We start from the raw sequence: 16093 nt of genomic DNA, 5'->3' as shown, positions 1-16093 counted from the left end.
CAATCACTCACAGTCGGTTTCCCGGTGACCTCAAGCCGAAGCCGGCAACGGCAGAAAGCTGAAGTACTGCTTCAATGCCTCCACCAGTTGCCCATATTCCGGTGGCGCCCGTTGCAGGCTGAATCCGGTGTCGTAATGTCGGGGGGTCGCGTCTTCGTGGCACCACAGGCAATAGGCCTGCAGGTCGATGATCCGCAGGCCACCCTCGCTGGCGGGAATTTTCAGGCGCAGGTTGAAGTCCGCGCCGATCATCATCGGCAACTGGCTGATTAGCATCAGCCCGTCTTCGGAGACATTGCCCAGGTAGCCGATGGGTTTGCCGGTGATGCCGTTGAACACTTTCAGGAAGTACGGCAGTTGATGCCGCTCGATTCGGCGGTCGGTGAACATGTGCAATTTCGCTATGCAAGGCCCTTAAGCAGAGCCGCACTACTGCTTCGGAACGGGTATGCATAAGTCTTGCCCGCTCTCCCCGCTTCCGGTGCGCCAGTCCTTGTAGCGCAGAGTCCTGCTTGTGCCGGTCACAGGTGTTGCCCCGGTTCATCAGAGGCAACGCTCTAAAACCGGTTCACTGGACTATAGCTCACCACCGCCGGGGAGTCAGCGATCAGAGGGTTACGGCCGTCAGAACTGCGTCGGTTTTGCCGCTGCGGCACTGCGCGTCGGGTAGTGGCCCAGGCTCTGCAGGGTTTCGATGCGGGCACGGGAGCGATAGGCATATTCGCTCTGTGGGTAGGACGCCATGATGAACTGATAGGTTTGAACCGCATCGATGTACATCTTCTGCCGCTCCAGGCACAGGCCGCGCATCATCGACACTTCCGGCCACACATAAGGCCGCGCGCGGCTGTCGCGTTCGACCTTGGACAGCTCGAGCATCACCTGCTCGCAATTGCCCCGGTCATAGGCACTGTAGGCGTTATTCAAATGGTGGTTCATCGCCCAACGGGTACAACCGGTGACGCTGAGGGCGCTGACGGCAAGGGCGGCAATGAGAACGAAACGCATGGGGAAATCTCCTGTCTTGAACGCTGTATCGACCCATGGTCGGAAATCTTCAGGCTGCCGGGACGCAAAGTTGCAGGGTTCAATAAAGAAAGAAATAAGTAGTGCAAACGAACAATGACTACAACTTCGGAGCATAGTAGCCTCACTCAGCGCTTGAACTCAGGAGTCTTTGCATGTCCGTCCGTCGTACCAAAATCGTCGCCACCCTTGGCCCGGCCAGTAACTCGCCGGAAGTTCTCGAACAGCTGATTCTGGCTGGCCTGGACGTCGCCCGCCTGAACTTCTCCCACGGCACTCCCGACGAGCACAAGGCTCGCGCGAAGCTGGTGCGTGAGCTCGCCGCCAAGCACGGTCGCTTCGTCGCCCTGCTGGGCGACCTGCAAGGCCCGAAAATCCGTATCGCCAAGTTCGCCAACAAGAAGATCGAGCTGAAGATCGGTGATCAATTCACCTTCTCCACCAGTCATCCTCTGACCGAAGGCAACCAGCAAGTGGTCGGCATCGACTACCCGGACCTGGTCAAGGACTGCGGCGTGGGCGACGAGCTGCTGCTCGACGACGGTCGCGTGGTGATGCGCGTCGATACCGCCACGGCCACCGAACTGAACTGCACCGTGACCATCGGCGGCCCGCTGTCCGACCATAAAGGCATCAACCGTCGCGGTGGCGGCCTGACAGCTCCGGCCCTGACTGAAAAAGACAAGGCCGACATCAAGCTCGCCGCGGAAATGGAAGTCGACTACCTCGCGGTCTCCTTCCCGCGTGACGCCGCCGACATGGAATACGCCCGTCAGCTGCGCGACGAAGCCGGCGGTACTGCCTGGTTGGTGGCAAAGATCGAACGAGCCGAAGCCGTGGCCGACGACGAAACCCTCGACGGCCTGATCAAGGCGTCCGACGCGGTGATGGTTGCCCGTGGTGACCTGGGCGTGGAAATCGGCGACGCCGAGCTGGTGGGCATCCAGAAGAAAATCATTCTGCACGCACGCCGCCACAACAAGGCAGTGATCGTCGCGACCCAGATGATGGAGTCGATGATCCAGAACCCGATGCCGACCCGCGCCGAAGTGTCCGACGTAGCCAACGCCGTGCTCGACTACACCGACGCCGTAATGCTCTCGGCTGAAAGTGCTGCTGGCCTGTACCCACTGGAAGCCGTTCAGGCCATGGCGCGTATCTGCGTCGGCGCCGAAAAGCACCCGACCAGCAAGACCTCCAGCCACCGCATCGGCAAGGAATTCGCCCGCTGCGACGAGAGCATTGCCTTGGCGACCATGTACACCGCCAACCACTTCCCGGGCGTGAAGGCGATCATTGCCCTGACCGAAAGTGGCTACACCCCGCTGATCATGTCGCGCATTCGCTCCTCGGTGCCGATCTACGCGTTCACCCCACACCGCGAAGCCCAGGCTCGCGCGGCAATGTTCCGTGGCGTGTACACCATCCCGTTCGACCCGGCTTCGCTGGCGCCGAACGAAGTCAGCCAGAAGGCAATCGACGAGCTGGTCAAGCGCGGCGTAGTACAGAAAGGCGACTGGGTCATCCTGACCAAAGGCGACAGCTACCACACCACCGGCGGCACCAACGGCATGAAGATCCTGCACGTTGGCGACCCGATGGTCTGAGTGACCGGTTGCTGAAAAACAAAAGCCCCGCCATGTGAATGACGGGGCTTTTTGCATTCTGATTTTGAATTTGTACTGGCTGAACTGCCGCCTTCGCGAGCAGGCTCGCGATGGGCCGGCCCAGTCAGCGAAGACTCAGTGTCGTTTGATAAACCCCGTCAACGCCGCCAACGCTTCCGGCGAACGCAGCCGCTGGGTAAACAACGCCCCCTCCTCCTCAATCACCTTGCGCAACAGTTCCCGGTCCGGCGCCTTCATCAATTGCTTGCTGATGCGCACCGCTTCCGGCGGCAGCGACTCGAAGCGCAGCGCCATCTCCCGCGCCTTGGCCAAAGCTTCTTCGCCACTGCCCAGCGCTTCGGACGCAATGCCCCACGCGGCCGCCTGTTCTCCATTGAACCCTTCACCGAGCAGCAACAACTCCGCCGCTTTGGCCTGTCCGAGCAGGCGCGGCAGGATCAGGCTGGAACCAAACTCGGGGCATAGACCAAGGTTGACGAACGGCATGCGCAGGCGTGCGTCGCGGCTAACGTAGACCAGGTCGCAATGCAGCAACATCGTCGTGCCAATGCCCACCGCCGCTCCGGCCACGGCGGCGACCACCGGTTTGCGGCATTCGAGCAGGTTGAGCATGAACTGGAATACCGGGCTGTCGAGGCCGCTCGGCGGTTGCTGGATGAAATCGGCGATGTCGTTGCCGGCGGTGAAGCATTCGGCAGAACCGGTGATCAGCACGGCGTTGATCCCGGGGTCGCTATCGGCCTGTTTCAACGCCTCGGCCAGGTCGCTGTACATGGCGCGGGTCAGGGCGTTTTTCTTGTCCGGGCGATTCAGGCGCAGGGTCAACAGGCCGCGTTCGCGTTCAACTTCGATGGCATCGGTCATGGCAGGTCTCGCGTCTGAAAAGTCAGCGCTCAACCACGGGGCAGGAACACATCGGCCAGCAGTTGATTGCGCGGCAATCCCGCCAGGTACAGGCGCCGGGCAAAGGCGTCGACACTGTCGGGGGCTCCGCAGAGTAAGGCCAGGGTTTGCCGGGAAACAAGCCGCAGTTGCGCCAAAGCCGCTGGCAACTCGGCCGGGGTCCACAATTCGACACTCAGGTTCGGACGGCTGGCGGCCATGGCTTGCAGGGGTTTGGCCAGGTAGTGCTCATCGGCATCATGGGCGAGGTGGATGACGCGGATGGCCCCCTGGTGATCCTGACGCAGCGCTTCGCGCAATACACCAAACAACGGCCCCAACCCGGTGCCGGCCGCCATCAACCACAACGGCCGGGCGTGCCAGTCAGGGTCGTAATGCAAGGCACCGCCGCGCAGTTCGCCGAGACGGATCGGATCGCCAATGCGCAATTGCCTGGCGGCATTGCTGAATTCCCCGGGCTTGCGGCAATCGAGATGAAACTCCAGAAAACGGTCTTCCTGCGGCAGGCTGGCGAGAGAATACGGGCGCGCCACGCTGCCCGCCCACAACACCAGATGCTGGCCGGCGCTGTAGCGCAACGGTCGCTGGGGGATTACCCGCAAGCGCAGTACCGTGGTACTCAGCCAATCGATCGCTGCGACTTCGGCCGGATGGCCATCGGTTTGCGGGTCGAAGGCGTGCACCTGCAAGTCCTCGATCACCTGGCACTGGCACGCCAGCCGCCAGCCCTGTTCACGCTGCTGTGCACTCAGGGCATCGGGGCGGCTGTCGCTCGGTAACCCCCGCACACATTGCACCAGGCACGCATGGCAACTGCCGGCGCGGCAACTGTAAGGCACTGGCACGCCGTTCTGGTTCAGCACGTCGAGCAGATTGCTGCCCGCCGTCACCGACCAGTGGCGCTCACCGACCCGCAGCTCAGGCATCGACGTTCTCCCACGCTGCCGCGCACCGGTTGCGGCCGTCACGCTTGGCGCGATAGAGCGCCTGATCGGCCCGTTGCAGGGCATCATCGAGGTCGTCGCCCAGCTCCAGCAGGGTCATACCGGCGGACAGGCTGAGGTTGCGCACATTCAGACCAATCAGCTCGACATCGGTAAATGCGATGCGCAGCCGTTCGCAGCACGAAGTCAGACTGGCGGCATCGCAATCGGGCAGCAGCACCACGAACTCTTCGCCGCCGTAGCGGGCCAGAACATCGCCGTCGCGCAGGCACGCGTTGGCAACGCCGGCAAAGGCTTGCAGCACCTGATCGCCGGCGGCATGGCCGTGCAGGTCGTTGATGCGCTTGAAATGGTCGAGGTCAATCAGCGCCAGGCCATGCACGACACCGGCGTCCATGGCGTTCAATTCGCGGGAAGCCAGGCGCAGGAAATGCCGGCGATTGAACAGGCCCGTGAGCTCGTCGGTGGCCACCAGGTCTTCGAGCTGGCGCATCATCCCGCGCAACGTGTCCTGGTGCGCCTGCAAGGCAAAACGCCGCTGGCGCATACGCTGTCGCGAAGCCTGCACATAGCGGGCATACAGCACCAGCCACACCAGCACGATGAACAGCACACAGACCTGCAACACCGCCATGGCCGGGTCAGGCAGCTGGAAGTGGTAGCCCTCCCACAGCGTGATCGCACTGAAACTGAAAAACACCAGCAGCGCGCATCGTACTAAAGACCGGCGTGACAGATGGAACAGGCCGAACAGCAGGATCAGCACGTAAAACACCAGGAACACGCCCCGAGCTTCGTCCAGATGGGCGATCAGCCAGGTTTGCCAGCCCAGCCCCAGCAACACTTGTGCCTCGGTCAGACTGGGGTCGGCGAAGCGCAGGTTGCAGCCACTGTAGAACACCGCGAACAGGATGGCCTGGCTGATCACCACCAGTGCGCTGCCGATGGCGACACTGGAAAGCGGTGCATCGTAGTGACCGGTAAAAAACGCCAGCCACAGCAACAGCAATGCCAGGGCATAGGTGCCGGCCGCGAGGGCGAAACGTTTGAGCAACAGGCGCTGGATGGCGTTATGGGTCAATCGTTGACTCACCAGATGAAAGGAGACTGACAGAGCGTCCTACTCTACAGACCGCATATCACTTTAGTGGCGTGACCGATAAATGACCATTCAATTTTCGGGATCGACGGGCTGAGCCTTGCACGACCCTGTGGCGAGGGGGCTTGTCGGACCGCCGCATCGCCCCGTTGGACTGCGAAGCAGTCCCGGTAACAGACAGGTCGTTGTGTCAGGCGGATTGTTTTCACCGGTTTTGCGGCTGCTTCGCAACCGAACGGGGGCAAGCCCCCTCGCCACAAAAGCCACGCACTCCTCTTGCAGCTTCAAACTTGCCGCTTGTAGCTGCTTCTATGCGACCAACGATTGACTGCCGGCGCGTGTGCCTGTGCGCGAGGCGCGGTATACTGCCGCGCCTTTTTAGCGTCGCGCCAGCTTGCCCGGCGTGCCTTGAAAGGTGCTTGCAACCGACCGATGCACCCAAGCTGCAAGCACCTTATTGAATGTTCCCGTCTTTTAGAGGAGCGCGACTCATGACCGTGATCAAGCAAGACGACCTGATTCAGAGCGTTGCCGACGCCCTGCAGTTCATTTCCTACTACCACCCCGTGGATTTCATCCAGGCGATGCACGAGGCCTACCTGCGCGAAGAATCGCCAGCGGCCCGCGACTCGATGGCACAGATCCTGATCAACTCGCGCATGTGCGCCACCGGCCATCGTCCGATCTGCCAGGACACCGGCATCGTGACCGTGTTTGTCCGCGTGGGCATGGACGTGCGTTGGGATGGCGCCACCATGAGCGTGGACGACATGATCAACGAGGGCGTACGTCGCGCCTACAACCTGCCGGAAAACGTCCTGCGTGCTTCGATCCTCGCCGACCCGGCGGGCGCTCGCAAGAACACCAAGGACAACACCCCGGCAGTCATCCACTACTCCATCGTTCCGGGTAACACCGTGGAAGTGGACGTGGCGGCCAAGGGCGGTGGATCCGAGAACAAGTCGAAGATGGCCATGCTCAACCCGTCCGACTCGATCGTCGACTGGGTGCTGAAGACCGTCCCGGAAATGGGCGCCGGCTGGTGCCCACCAGGCATGCTCGGCATTGGCATCGGCGGCACCGCCGAGAAAGCCGCAGTGATGGCCAAGGAAGTGTTGATGGAATCCATCGACATTCACGAGCTCAAAGCCCGTGGCCCGCAGAACCGCATTGAAGAAATGCGCCTGGAACTGTTCGAGAAGGTCAACCAACTGGGCATCGGCGCCCAGGGTCTCGGTGGTCTGACCACCGTGCTCGACGTGAAGATCATGGACTACCCGACCCACGCAGCCTCGCTGCCGGTGTGCATGATCCCGAACTGCGCTGCCACCCGTCACACGCACTTTGTGCTCGACGGTTCCGGCCCGGTTGCCCAGGAAGCGCCACCTTTGGACGCCTACCCGGAAATCGTCTGGGAAGCCGGCCCGTCGGCCCGTCGCGTCAACCTCGACACCCTGACCCCGGAAGAAGTGCAGAGCTGGAAGCCGGGCGAAACCGTCCTGCTCAACGGCAAGATGCTCACCGGTCGCGACGCTGCGCACAAGCGCATGGTCGAGATGCTGAACAAGGGTGAAACCCTGCCGGTGGACCTCAAGGGTCGCTTCATCTACTACGTCGGCCCGGTTGATCCGGTGCGCGAAGAAGTGGTTGGCCCCGCAGGTCCTACCACCGCGACGCGGATGGACAAGTTCACCCGCCAGATCCTCGAGCAAACCGGCCTGCTGGGCATGATCGGCAAATCCGAGCGCGGCCCTACCGCGATCGAAGCGATCAAGGACCACAAAGCCGTTTATCTGATGGCTGTCGGCGGCGCGGCTTACCTGGTGGCGCAAGCGATCAAGAAATCCCGCGTGGTAGCTTTCGCCGAACTGGGCATGGAAGCGATCTACGAGTTCGACGTAAAAGACATGCCTGTGACCGTTGCGGTCGACAGCAAGGGCGAGTCGGTACACATCACAGGTCCTGCCATCTGGCAGAAAAAGATCAGTGAAAGCCTGGCGGTAGAAGTGCAATAAACGGCACTGATGTCCGCTGAAAAAACCGGTTTGTCGGCAACGACAGACCGGTTTTTTTTCGGCCGGATAACTGTACTCCAGCGAGAGCAGACCGCCCTTCGCATGCTATGGTGCCTTCCCCCATTTTGGCCTGTTGTTCACTGCATGTTGACGACCTCCCGACCCCTGCGCCTGGCGCTCTACACCTTATTGATCATTGCCGGTGCCGCCATCGCCGCCACCCTGGCCATGCGCCACACCGTGCGCCAGTCAATGGTCGAAGACGCGGCGCGCGCCAATCAACAACTGGCGCTGTATGCCACGTCCCTGCATACCCTGATCGAACGTTACCGCGCCCTGCCCGCCGTGCTGGCGCTGGACCCGGAGCTGCGCTCGGCGCTCAAGGGGGTGGTGAGTCCCGAGCAGCAGGATGCGCTGAACCGCAAACTGGAAAAGATCAACGGCGCCGCTCAATCCTCGACCCTTGAACTGCTCGATCGTACCGGTCTGGCCGTAGCGGCGAGCAACTGGCGTTTGCCCAGCAGTTATGTCGGCCACAACTACGGTTTCCGTCCCTATTTCAACCAGACCCGCACCCAGGGCACCGGGCGCTTTTACGCCGTGGGGGTGACCAGCGGAATTCCCGGCTACTTCCTCTCCAGCGCGGTCAGCGATGACGACAGCCAGTTCCTCGGCGCCATGGTGGTGAAACTGGAGTTCCCCGAACTGGAGCGCGAGTGGCGCCAGGGCAGCGACACCCTGTTGGTCAGCGACGCGCGCGGGATCATATTCATCGCCAACCAGCCGGGCTGGCGCTATCGCCTGCTCAAGCCGCTGAGCGACAGTGATCATGCCGAACTCAAGGCCACCCGCCAGTACGACAAGCAGCCGCTGACGCCGCTTGAGTTTCAATCGTTGCGACGCTTCGACGACAACAGTGACCTGGCTCGGGTCGACGGCCCCGACGGCAAGGCGGATTACCTGTGGGAATCCCTGCCACTGAATAGCGAGGGCTGGACCCTGCACCTGCTGCGGCGCCCGCAAGTCGCCTTCGAAGACAGCCGAAACGCCGCCCTCGCCGCAGCCGGGCTATGGCTGACCCTGGTGTTCCTGCTGCTGTTTCTCAACCAGCGCTGGCGCCTGGCCAAACTGCGTCAGCGCAGTCGCGAAGAACTTGAGCAGCTTGTAGAAGAGCGTACCCGCGACCTGCGCACCGCCCAGGAGGGCCTGGTGCAATCGGCCAAACTCGCCGCGCTTGGCCAAATGTCGGCGGCGCTGGCTCACGAGATCAATCAACCGCTAACCGCCCAGCGCATGCAGCTGGCGACCTTGCGCCTGCTGCTCGACCACGGCCGGGTCGACGACGCCTACAAAGCGCTCAAACCAGTGGATGAAATGCTCACGCGTATGGCCGCCCTCACCGGCCATCTGAAAACCTTCGCCCGCAAAAGCCCCAGCGGTTTGCGCGAACGCCTGGACCTTGCGGCGGTGGTGGACCAGTCGCTGCAACTGCTCGACACCCGGCTGCGCGATGAACAGGTCAGTACCGTGCTGCACCTGACCCGCCCGGCCTGGGTGCGTGGCGATGCGATCCGCCTGGAACAGGTACTGATCAATCTGCTGCGCAATGCCCTCGATGCGATGCAGGATAAACCCTGCAAACGCCTGGAAATTCGCCTCGAAGCCGACGAACAATTGTGGCGCCTGAGCGTGATCGACAACGGTGGCGGCATCGCCGAAGAGAACCTGTCCAAGGTCTTCGATCCGTTCTTCACCACCAAACCGGTGGGCGACGGCCTGGGGATCGGTTTGGCCGTATCCTTTGCCATCGTTCACGAATCCGGCGGGCGCCTGAGTGCCGACAATCATGACAAAGGCGCCGTGTTCACCGTGACCTTGCCCATCGACCTGGAGGTGCATGAACCATGCTGAACTCAGTGATCGTGGTCGACGACGAAAGCAGCATCCGCAGTGCCGTCGAGCAATGGTTGAGCCTGTCGGGTTTCGAGGTGCAGTTGTTCAGCCGCGCCGACGAGTGCCTGGCGCAGTTGCCCAGGCATTTTGCCGGGGTGATTCTCAGCGACGTGCGCATGCCCGGCATGACCGGCCTGGAACTGCTGGCCGAGGTGCAACGCCGGGATGCCGATTTGCCGGTGATCCTGCTGACCGGTCACGGCGATGTGCCGATGGCCGTCGAGGCCATGCGCGACGGCGCCTACGATTTCCTCGAAAAACCCTTCAGCCCGGAAACCCTGCTCGGCAGCCTGCGCCGCGCCCTCGACAAACGCCGGCTGGTGCTGGAAAACCGCGCGTTGCACGAGCAGGCGGACAACCGCGCCAAGCTGGACGCCACGCTGCTCGGCGTGTCCCGGGGTTTGCAGACCCTGCGTCGACAGGTTTTGGACCTGGCAGCACTGCCGGTCAACGTGCTGATTCGCGGCGAAACCGGTAGCGGCAAGGAACTGGTCGCGCGTTGCCTGCACGACTTCGGGCCGCGGGCCGACAAGCCCTTTGTCGCACTCAACTGCGCCGCCATCCCCGAGCAATTGTTCGAGGCCGAGTTGTTCGGTCACGAGAGCGGCGCGTTCACTGGGGCGTCCGGCAAGCGCATCGGCAAACTCGAGTACGCCGACGGCGGCACGCTGTTTCTCGATGAAATCGAAAGCATGCCGTTGGCCCAGCAAGTGAAATTGCTGCGGGTATTGCAGGAGCAAAAGCTTGAACGGCTGGGCTCGAACCAGAGCATCCGCGTGGATTTGCGCATCATTGCCGCGACCAAGCCGGACCTGCTCGACGAAGCGCGGGCCGGACGTTTTCGTGAAGACCTGGCTTATCGTTTGAACGTCGCTGAACTACGCCTGCCACCCTTGCGCGAACGCCGCGAAGACATACCCTTGCTTTTCGAATCCTTTGCCCAAAACGCCGCCGAACGCCTGGGACGCAAATTTCCACCGTTGAGCGGCGCGCAGTTGAGTCACCTGTTGAGCCACGACTGGCCGGGCAACGTGCGCGAACTGGCGAACGTCGCCGAGCGTCAGGTATTGGGGCTCGGTGAGCCGGAGCCCTTGGGCATCGAGCCCGGCCAGTCACTGGCGGCTCAGCAGGAAGCGTTCGAGGCGCAATGCCTGCGTGCGGCACTGACCCGGCACAAGGGCGATGTGAAAGCGGTGCTCGAAGAACTGCAACTGCCGCGCCGGACCTTCAATGAAAAGATGCAGCGGCATGGGTTGAGCCGAGAGATGTTCCTGCAAGAAAACTGAGTTTCGCAGTGCCCGTTCTGGCCCCATCGCGAGCAAGCTCGCTCCCACAGGGGATCTGTGTGCGCCGAACATTGTGTGAGCGAGATTGCTCGCGATGGGGCCGGCAAAGGCAATGCACCTCCTCCCGATAAGCAATTTTCCGCTCACCACCCGCCGCATATGAGCGGATTTCCGCGCACTGAAACACCCTCCCCCCTCTAAACCGGCCCTCTCCCCGTTGGCACAGCTCCTGCTATAGCCCTGGCAGGCTGCGTTTAATCGCGCTCCACAAAAACAATTAAATGAAGGATCCTTCAATGGATAACTCCAACGCCCTGCCCCTTGGGTCGGCTGCCACGCCGGCTAAAGAAAGAACCACCGCCAGTCGCATCAAATCGATTTTCAGCGGTTCTGTCGGCAACATGGTCGAGTGGTACGACTGGTACGTCTACGCCGCCTTCTCCCTGTACTTCGCCAAGACCTTCTTCCCCAAAGGCGACACCACCGCCCAACTGCTCAACACCGCCGCGATCTTCGCCGTGGGCTTCCTGATGCGTCCGATCGGTGGCTGGCTGATGGGTCTGTATGCCGACAAAGTCGGGCGCAAAAAAGCCCTTATGGCCTCGGTGTACCTGATGTGCTTCGGCTCGCTGCTGATCGCGCTGAGCCCAAGCTATGAAGTCATCGGCATCGGCGCGCCGATCCTGCTGGTGTTCGCGCGCTTGCTGCAAGGCCTGTCGGTGGGTGGCGAATACGGCACCTCCGCCACTTACCTCAGCGAGATGGCAACCAAGGAGCGTCGCGGTTTCTACTCCAGCTTCCAGTACGTGACCCTGATCTCCGGCCAGCTCATCGCTTTGGCGGTGCTGATTGTCCTGCAGAACTTCCTGACCACCGAGGAGCTCTACGCCTGGGGCTGGCGCATCCCGTTCGCCATCGGCGCGCTGTGTGCCGTGGTTGCGTTGTACCTGCGTCGCGGTATGGAAGAGACCGAGTCCTTCACCAAGAAAGAAAAAGCCAAGGAAAGCGCGATGCGCACCTTGATGCGTCACCCCAAGGAACTGATGACCGTGGTCGGCCTGACCATGGGCGGTACCCTGGCGTTCTACACCTACACCACCTACATGCAGAAATACCTGGTGAACACCGTCGGCATGAGCATCTCCGACTCCACCACCATTTCCGCTGCCACGCTGTTCCTGTTCATGTGCCTGCAACCGATCATCGGCGGGCTGTCGGACAAGATCGGTCGCCGGCCGATCCTGATTGCCTTCGGCATCCTCGGGACACTGTTCACCGTGCCGATCCTCACCACCCTGCACACCATCCAGACCTGGTGGGGCGCGTTCTTCCTGATCATGGCGGCGCTGATCATCGTCAGCGGCTACACCTCGATCAATGCGGTGGTAAAAGCCGAACTGTTCCCGACCGAAATCCGCGCCCTGGGCGTGGGCCTGCCGTATGCACTGACCGTCTCGATCTTCGGCGGCACCGCTGAATACATCGCGTTGTGGTTCAAGAGCATCGGCATGGAAACGGGTTACTACTGGTACGTGACCGCGTGTATTGCCGTGTCGTTGCTGGTGTACGTCACCATGAAAGACACCCGCAAGCATTCGCGGATTGTCACTGACTGATAGATAGATCGAAGCTGGCTGTACCGGCCTCTTCGCGAGCAAGCCCGCTCCCACATTCGACCGCGTTCCTTCTGGAACAACCCGGTTAAATGTGGGAGCGGGCTTGCTCGCGAATGGAGCCGACTCGACATCAAGTCAGTTCGGCAACCTCTCGTTTGCCATGCTTGTTCTGCGCGATCAAAGCTCCCCCGCAATCACCACCACAGCCAAATCCAGATTCGGCCCGCTCCCGGATTGGTGCTGCCGTAGTAAAAATGGGCAAGGGTTTCATGAAAAATCTGTCACCCAGGTAAAAGAGCCGATTAATCACGTGTTAATGCTTGCCGCCCAACCTTTAACGGCCTGATCGATTCATTGCGATGCGCTCACTCAGTCCTTGAAAGCGAAAAAGCCTGACGGCCTTAACATCCAATTAATCGATAAGTAGCAGGATTTAATTGCGAAATTTAATCGATATATCTGGCGTCTTGGCTTTTTTCACAAAACGCCAACGAGACGGGAGTCACCACCATGAAAACCAAACTGATCCTTGCCCTGGCCCTTTCCGTACTGGCCGCCAACACGTTCGCCGCCGATGGCTACGACAAAACCGGCTCGGCCTCCTTCGAATCCGGTGCCAGCGCCGCCATCGAACGCAGCCACTCGGGAACCTATGCCTCGGACGGCTTCGATAAAACCGGCACCGCGGGCGCTGTCGCTGCCGACGGTTTCGACAAAACCGGTAGCGCTGAAGCTATCGGCTGATCGTGGAGGGAAACTCACAGCCCGGCTTCGGCCGGGCTTAGTCGTTTCTGGGGTAAAGCAAATTTCAGGGTTGGCCGAAGAACCTGTGGGAGCGAGCTTGCTCGCGATGACTGACATTCAGTCGACATCTATGCTGAATGTCAGTCCGCAATCACGAGCAAGCTCGCTCCCACAGGGCTCTATATCAGACTGGAAATCAGCGTCTGGCCCTAGCACTATGTCCGCTCTTCAAATGTTGCCCTCTGGAACACTTCCCATGCCCGACGACATCCACTTCTACGAACCCGCCAACGGCCACGGCCTGCCCCACGATCCGTTCAACGCCATCGTCGGCCCGCGCCCCATTGGCTGGATTTCTTCACAGGATGCCGAGGGCCGCTTGAACCTGGCGCCCTACAGCTTCTTCAACGCCTTCAACTACATCCCGCCGATCGTTGGTTTTTCCAGCGTCGGACGCAAAGACAGCCTGAACAACATCGAACAAACCGGCGAGTTCGCCTGGAACCTGGCCACGCGGCCGCTGGCCGAGGAGATGAACCAGAGCAGCGCCATGGTCAAGCCTGAGGTCAACGAGTTCGAACTGGCCGGGCTGACGACCGCTGCCTCGAAAATCATTCAGGTGCCGCGGGTGGCCGAGAGCCCGGTGTCCTTCGAATGCAAGGTCACGCAGATCATCCAGCTGCAACGGGCGGACGGCAATGTGGTGCCGAGCTGGCTGATCCTCGGCGAAGTGGTCGCCGTGCATATCGCCAAATGGCTGTTGAAGGATGGGGTATACGACACCGCCGCGGCAGAACCGATTCTGCGCGGCGGCGGGCCAGCGGATTATTTCCAGCTGGGGCCTGAGGCGTTATTCAAGATGTACCGCCCGGGGCGGTGAGAATCACCAGAGCAGGTCGGTGTTTTCCTTGACGTCCTTGAGACGGGCCAGCTCCTTGGCGGCCGCATCATCAGCCTCGTGAGCGGTCTTGAAGGTCTGGCCTTCCAGCACTTTGTGAAAACGCGGGGCGCCGGAACCACCCAGCGCTTTGACGGCGATAGCGGCGTGGTAACCACCCTCGCCCGGTACTACAGCAGAAACAGCTTCGAAGTGATCAAAGGCTTTACGTGCCATGTCGCGAGTCCTGGCTGGTTGAGAATGCCGTCATTAAACCCTCAACCGGCCAGTTTGTGTACCGCGACTGCGGACTGCCCCAGGGCCTGCGCCGCCGAGACATCCTTGAAGGTGTGGAAATCCAGACTGTTGACCACCAGTTCCTGCACCAACTCGGCAAAAATCTCCATTGCCGGCGTGCTGAAGTACGCGGTCATGGCCTGTTGATTGCTCCAGAAACCGGACACCAGCCACAGTTCCGGGTCGCACTGCGAATGCTGCAAGGCAAAGCTCAGGCAGCCTGGCGCTGCGCGGGATGGTTCGATCAGGGCGCTGAGGCGCACACCGAGTTCCGTCGAACGCCCGGCGCGCGCTCGAACGAAGGCCATATGACTGACGGGGATTTGCGTGGACATGTTCAACCCTCCCGGGGAGTCGCGTGGCAGCCGGGGGACGGGCTGCGACAGGATCAAAGGTTAAGGGCCGCGACGCCTGTCTCGTTAGTCGATTCCTGCCGGCGCGTTGCACAATCCTGCGAAACTGCATCGCCAGCCTGTAACAAGCTGTAAAACCCTGTCACGGTTCTGCCACACGAGTTTCAAGCAAGTTCTTGCGGCACAAGGCTCTAGTGGCTACACCGCCGGTCGACCCCGAGCAGAATCAGGCAAGCATCTGACAGGATGTGTCTACCGCTGCCACTTGCACAAACTTATGCTCTGCTCCATTCCTTCCATGCCTTGCCGAGGATGCCTCGCATGTCGTCGCTCGATCACTTTCAAGCCCCGCTGGACACCGACATGGAAAAGCAGCGTGCGGAACTGGCGGCGATCATTCGCCGCAACACCGCCGAAGATGGCAGTTATGCCACGGCCATCGGCTCGCTATTCATGTCACGCCACAGCCAGTCCCACGAGTTCGCCCCGGTGCTCGCGCAACCGGCGCTGTGCATCATGGCCCAGGGGCGCAAGGAAGTTCAGTTGGCCAACGAGTACTTCAACTACGACCCGTTGAACTACCTGGTGGTCTCGGTCTCGATGCCGCTCAGTGGACGGGTGGTGGATGTCTCGCCTGAGGAACCGATCCTGGCCTTGCGCCTGGACATCGACCCGGCGGAAATCACCGCACTGATCGCCGACGCCGGGCCTCTCGGCGTGCCTTCCCGGCCGACCGGGCGCGGGCTGTATGTCGAAAAACTCGACACCGCCATGCTTGATGCGGTGCTGCGTCTGGCACGGTTGCTGGACACGCCAAAAGACATCGCCATGCTCGCGCCGCTGATTCGCCGGGAGATCCTCTATCGCCTGTTGCGCAGCAAACAGGGGCATCGGCTATACGAAATCGCCATCGCCAACAGCCAGAGCCATCGCATCAGCCAGGCGATCAAATGGCTCAACAGCAATTTTGAACAGCCGTTGCGCATTGATGATTTGGCCAAGGAAGTGAACCTGAGCGTGTCGACGCTGCATCACCGCTTCAAGGCGATGACGGCGATGAGTCCGTTGCAGTATCAGAAGCAGTTGCGCCTGCAGGAAGCACGGCGGTTGATGCTGGCCGAAGGGCTGGAAGCTTCGGCGGCGGGGTATCGGGTCGGGTATGAAAGTCCGTCGCAGTTCAGCCGGGAGTACAGCCGGTTGTTCGGGGCTCCGCCGTTGCGGGATCTGGCGCGGTTGCGCTTGTCGGTCTGATCCGGCTTTTTTGCAGCCAGTACCGGCCTCATCGCGAGCAGGCTCGCTCCCACATTGGATCTCCTGCGAACACAATACTTGTGAACACTTCAGATCAACTG

At 61.2% G+C, this 16093-nt stretch carries 15 protein-coding genes; 8 read left to right on the top strand and 7 right to left on the bottom strand.

The features are described from left to right. Nucleotides 1-30 precede the first annotated feature (30 nt). Together VC35_RS20130 and VC35_RS20125 are read right to left on the bottom strand one after the other, a co-directional pair. Entirely contained in the window at nucleotides 31-390 is a 360-nt protein-coding gene (locus VC35_RS20130; RefSeq protein ID WP_046042177.1) for a PilZ domain-containing protein, read from the bottom strand. Between the two features lie 234 nt (nucleotides 391-624). Then, nucleotides 625-1008, bottom strand: a complete 384-nt coding sequence (locus VC35_RS20125; protein ID WP_046042176.1) for a tetratricopeptide repeat protein — start codon at nucleotides 1006-1008, stop codon at nucleotides 625-627. 173 nt (nucleotides 1009-1181) lie between these two features. Between VC35_RS20125 and pyk the strand changes: the two genes are divergently transcribed. Continuing rightward, on the top strand, nucleotides 1182-2633 hold the full coding sequence (pyk, locus tag VC35_RS20120) for a pyruvate kinase (RefSeq protein ID WP_046042175.1): 1452 nt from the start codon (nucleotides 1182-1184) through the stop codon (nucleotides 2631-2633). Nucleotides 2634-2768: 135 nt separating this feature from the next. On the opposite strand, the gene VC35_RS20115 is transcribed toward pyk, so the two are convergent. Genes VC35_RS20115 through VC35_RS20105 form a run of 3 tightly spaced genes read right to left on the bottom strand, consistent with a single transcriptional unit; the run spans nucleotide 2769 to nucleotide 5582 of the window. Further along, the gene (locus tag VC35_RS20115; RefSeq protein WP_046042174.1) at nucleotides 2769-3518 is read right to left on the bottom strand and encodes an enoyl-CoA hydratase-related protein; all 750 of its coding nucleotides are present in this window, start codon (nucleotides 3516-3518) and stop codon (nucleotides 2769-2771) included. 29 nt (nucleotides 3519-3547) lie between these two features. Continuing rightward, on the bottom strand, nucleotides 3548-4483 hold the full coding sequence (locus VC35_RS20110) for an iron-sulfur-binding ferredoxin reductase (RefSeq protein ID WP_046042173.1): 936 nt from the start codon (nucleotides 4481-4483) through the stop codon (nucleotides 3548-3550). After that, nucleotides 4476-5582, bottom strand: coding sequence for a GGDEF domain-containing protein (locus VC35_RS20105; RefSeq protein ID WP_046042172.1), 1107 nt, complete (start codon nucleotides 5580-5582; stop codon nucleotides 4476-4478). The genes VC35_RS20110 and VC35_RS20105 overlap by 8 nt, the downstream gene beginning before the upstream one ends. A 509-nt stretch (nucleotides 5583-6091) precedes the next feature. Here VC35_RS20105 and VC35_RS20100 point away from each other — a divergent pair. From VC35_RS20100 to VC35_RS20075, 6 genes are all read left to right on the top strand, one after another. After that, nucleotides 6092-7615 carry a fumarate hydratase gene (locus VC35_RS20100; RefSeq protein WP_046042171.1) on the top strand — a complete coding sequence of 508 codons (1524 nt, stop codon included), beginning with the start codon at nucleotides 6092-6094 and terminating at the stop codon, nucleotides 7613-7615. 144 nt (nucleotides 7616-7759) lie between these two features. Next, on the top strand, nucleotides 7760-9526 hold the full coding sequence (locus VC35_RS20095) for a sensor histidine kinase (protein ID WP_046042170.1): 1767 nt from the start codon (nucleotides 7760-7762) through the stop codon (nucleotides 9524-9526). Further along, entirely contained in the window at nucleotides 9520-10854 is a 1335-nt protein-coding gene (locus VC35_RS20090) for a sigma-54-dependent transcriptional regulator (RefSeq protein WP_046042169.1), read from the top strand. The genes VC35_RS20095 and VC35_RS20090 overlap by 7 nt, the downstream gene beginning before the upstream one ends. Nucleotides 10855-11150: 296 nt before the next feature. Then, entirely contained in the window at nucleotides 11151-12470 is a 1320-nt protein-coding gene (locus VC35_RS20085; protein ID WP_046042168.1) for an MFS transporter, read from the top strand. Between the two features lie 510 nt (nucleotides 12471-12980). Continuing rightward, nucleotides 12981-13214, top strand: coding sequence for a hypothetical protein (locus VC35_RS20080; RefSeq protein WP_046042167.1), 234 nt, complete (start codon nucleotides 12981-12983; stop codon nucleotides 13212-13214). Nucleotides 13215-13470: 256 nt separating this feature from the next. Next, nucleotides 13471-14094 (top strand): flavin reductase family protein, encoded by a 624-nt coding sequence (locus tag VC35_RS20075; protein WP_046042166.1) that lies wholly within the window; start codon nucleotides 13471-13473, stop codon nucleotides 14092-14094. Between the two features lie 3 nt (nucleotides 14095-14097). Here the strand turns inward: VC35_RS20075 and VC35_RS20070 are convergent, their stop codons facing one another. Then, nucleotides 14098-14328, bottom strand: coding sequence for a hypothetical protein (locus VC35_RS20070; protein ID WP_046042165.1), 231 nt, complete (start codon nucleotides 14326-14328; stop codon nucleotides 14098-14100). Nucleotides 14329-14369: 41 nt separating this feature from the next. Further along, nucleotides 14370-14723, bottom strand: a complete 354-nt coding sequence (locus VC35_RS20065) for an antibiotic biosynthesis monooxygenase family protein (protein WP_046042164.1) — start codon at nucleotides 14721-14723, stop codon at nucleotides 14370-14372. Between the two features lie 339 nt (nucleotides 14724-15062). Between VC35_RS20065 and VC35_RS20060 the strand changes: the two genes are divergently transcribed. Continuing rightward, complete coding sequence (locus VC35_RS20060; protein WP_046042163.1) at nucleotides 15063-15992, top strand: AraC family transcriptional regulator; 930 nt, start codon at nucleotides 15063-15065, stop codon at nucleotides 15990-15992. The last annotated feature ends 101 nt before the right edge of the window (nucleotides 15993-16093 follow it).

It is taken from the genome of Pseudomonas fluorescens (assembly GCF_000967965.1).
In the GTDB taxonomy this organism is placed as follows: domain Bacteria; phylum Pseudomonadota; class Gammaproteobacteria; order Pseudomonadales; family Pseudomonadaceae; genus Aquipseudomonas; species Aquipseudomonas grandcourensis.
Note: the sequence above shows the minus strand (reverse complement) of the source record. Positions and strands in the feature narration are given on the sequence as shown.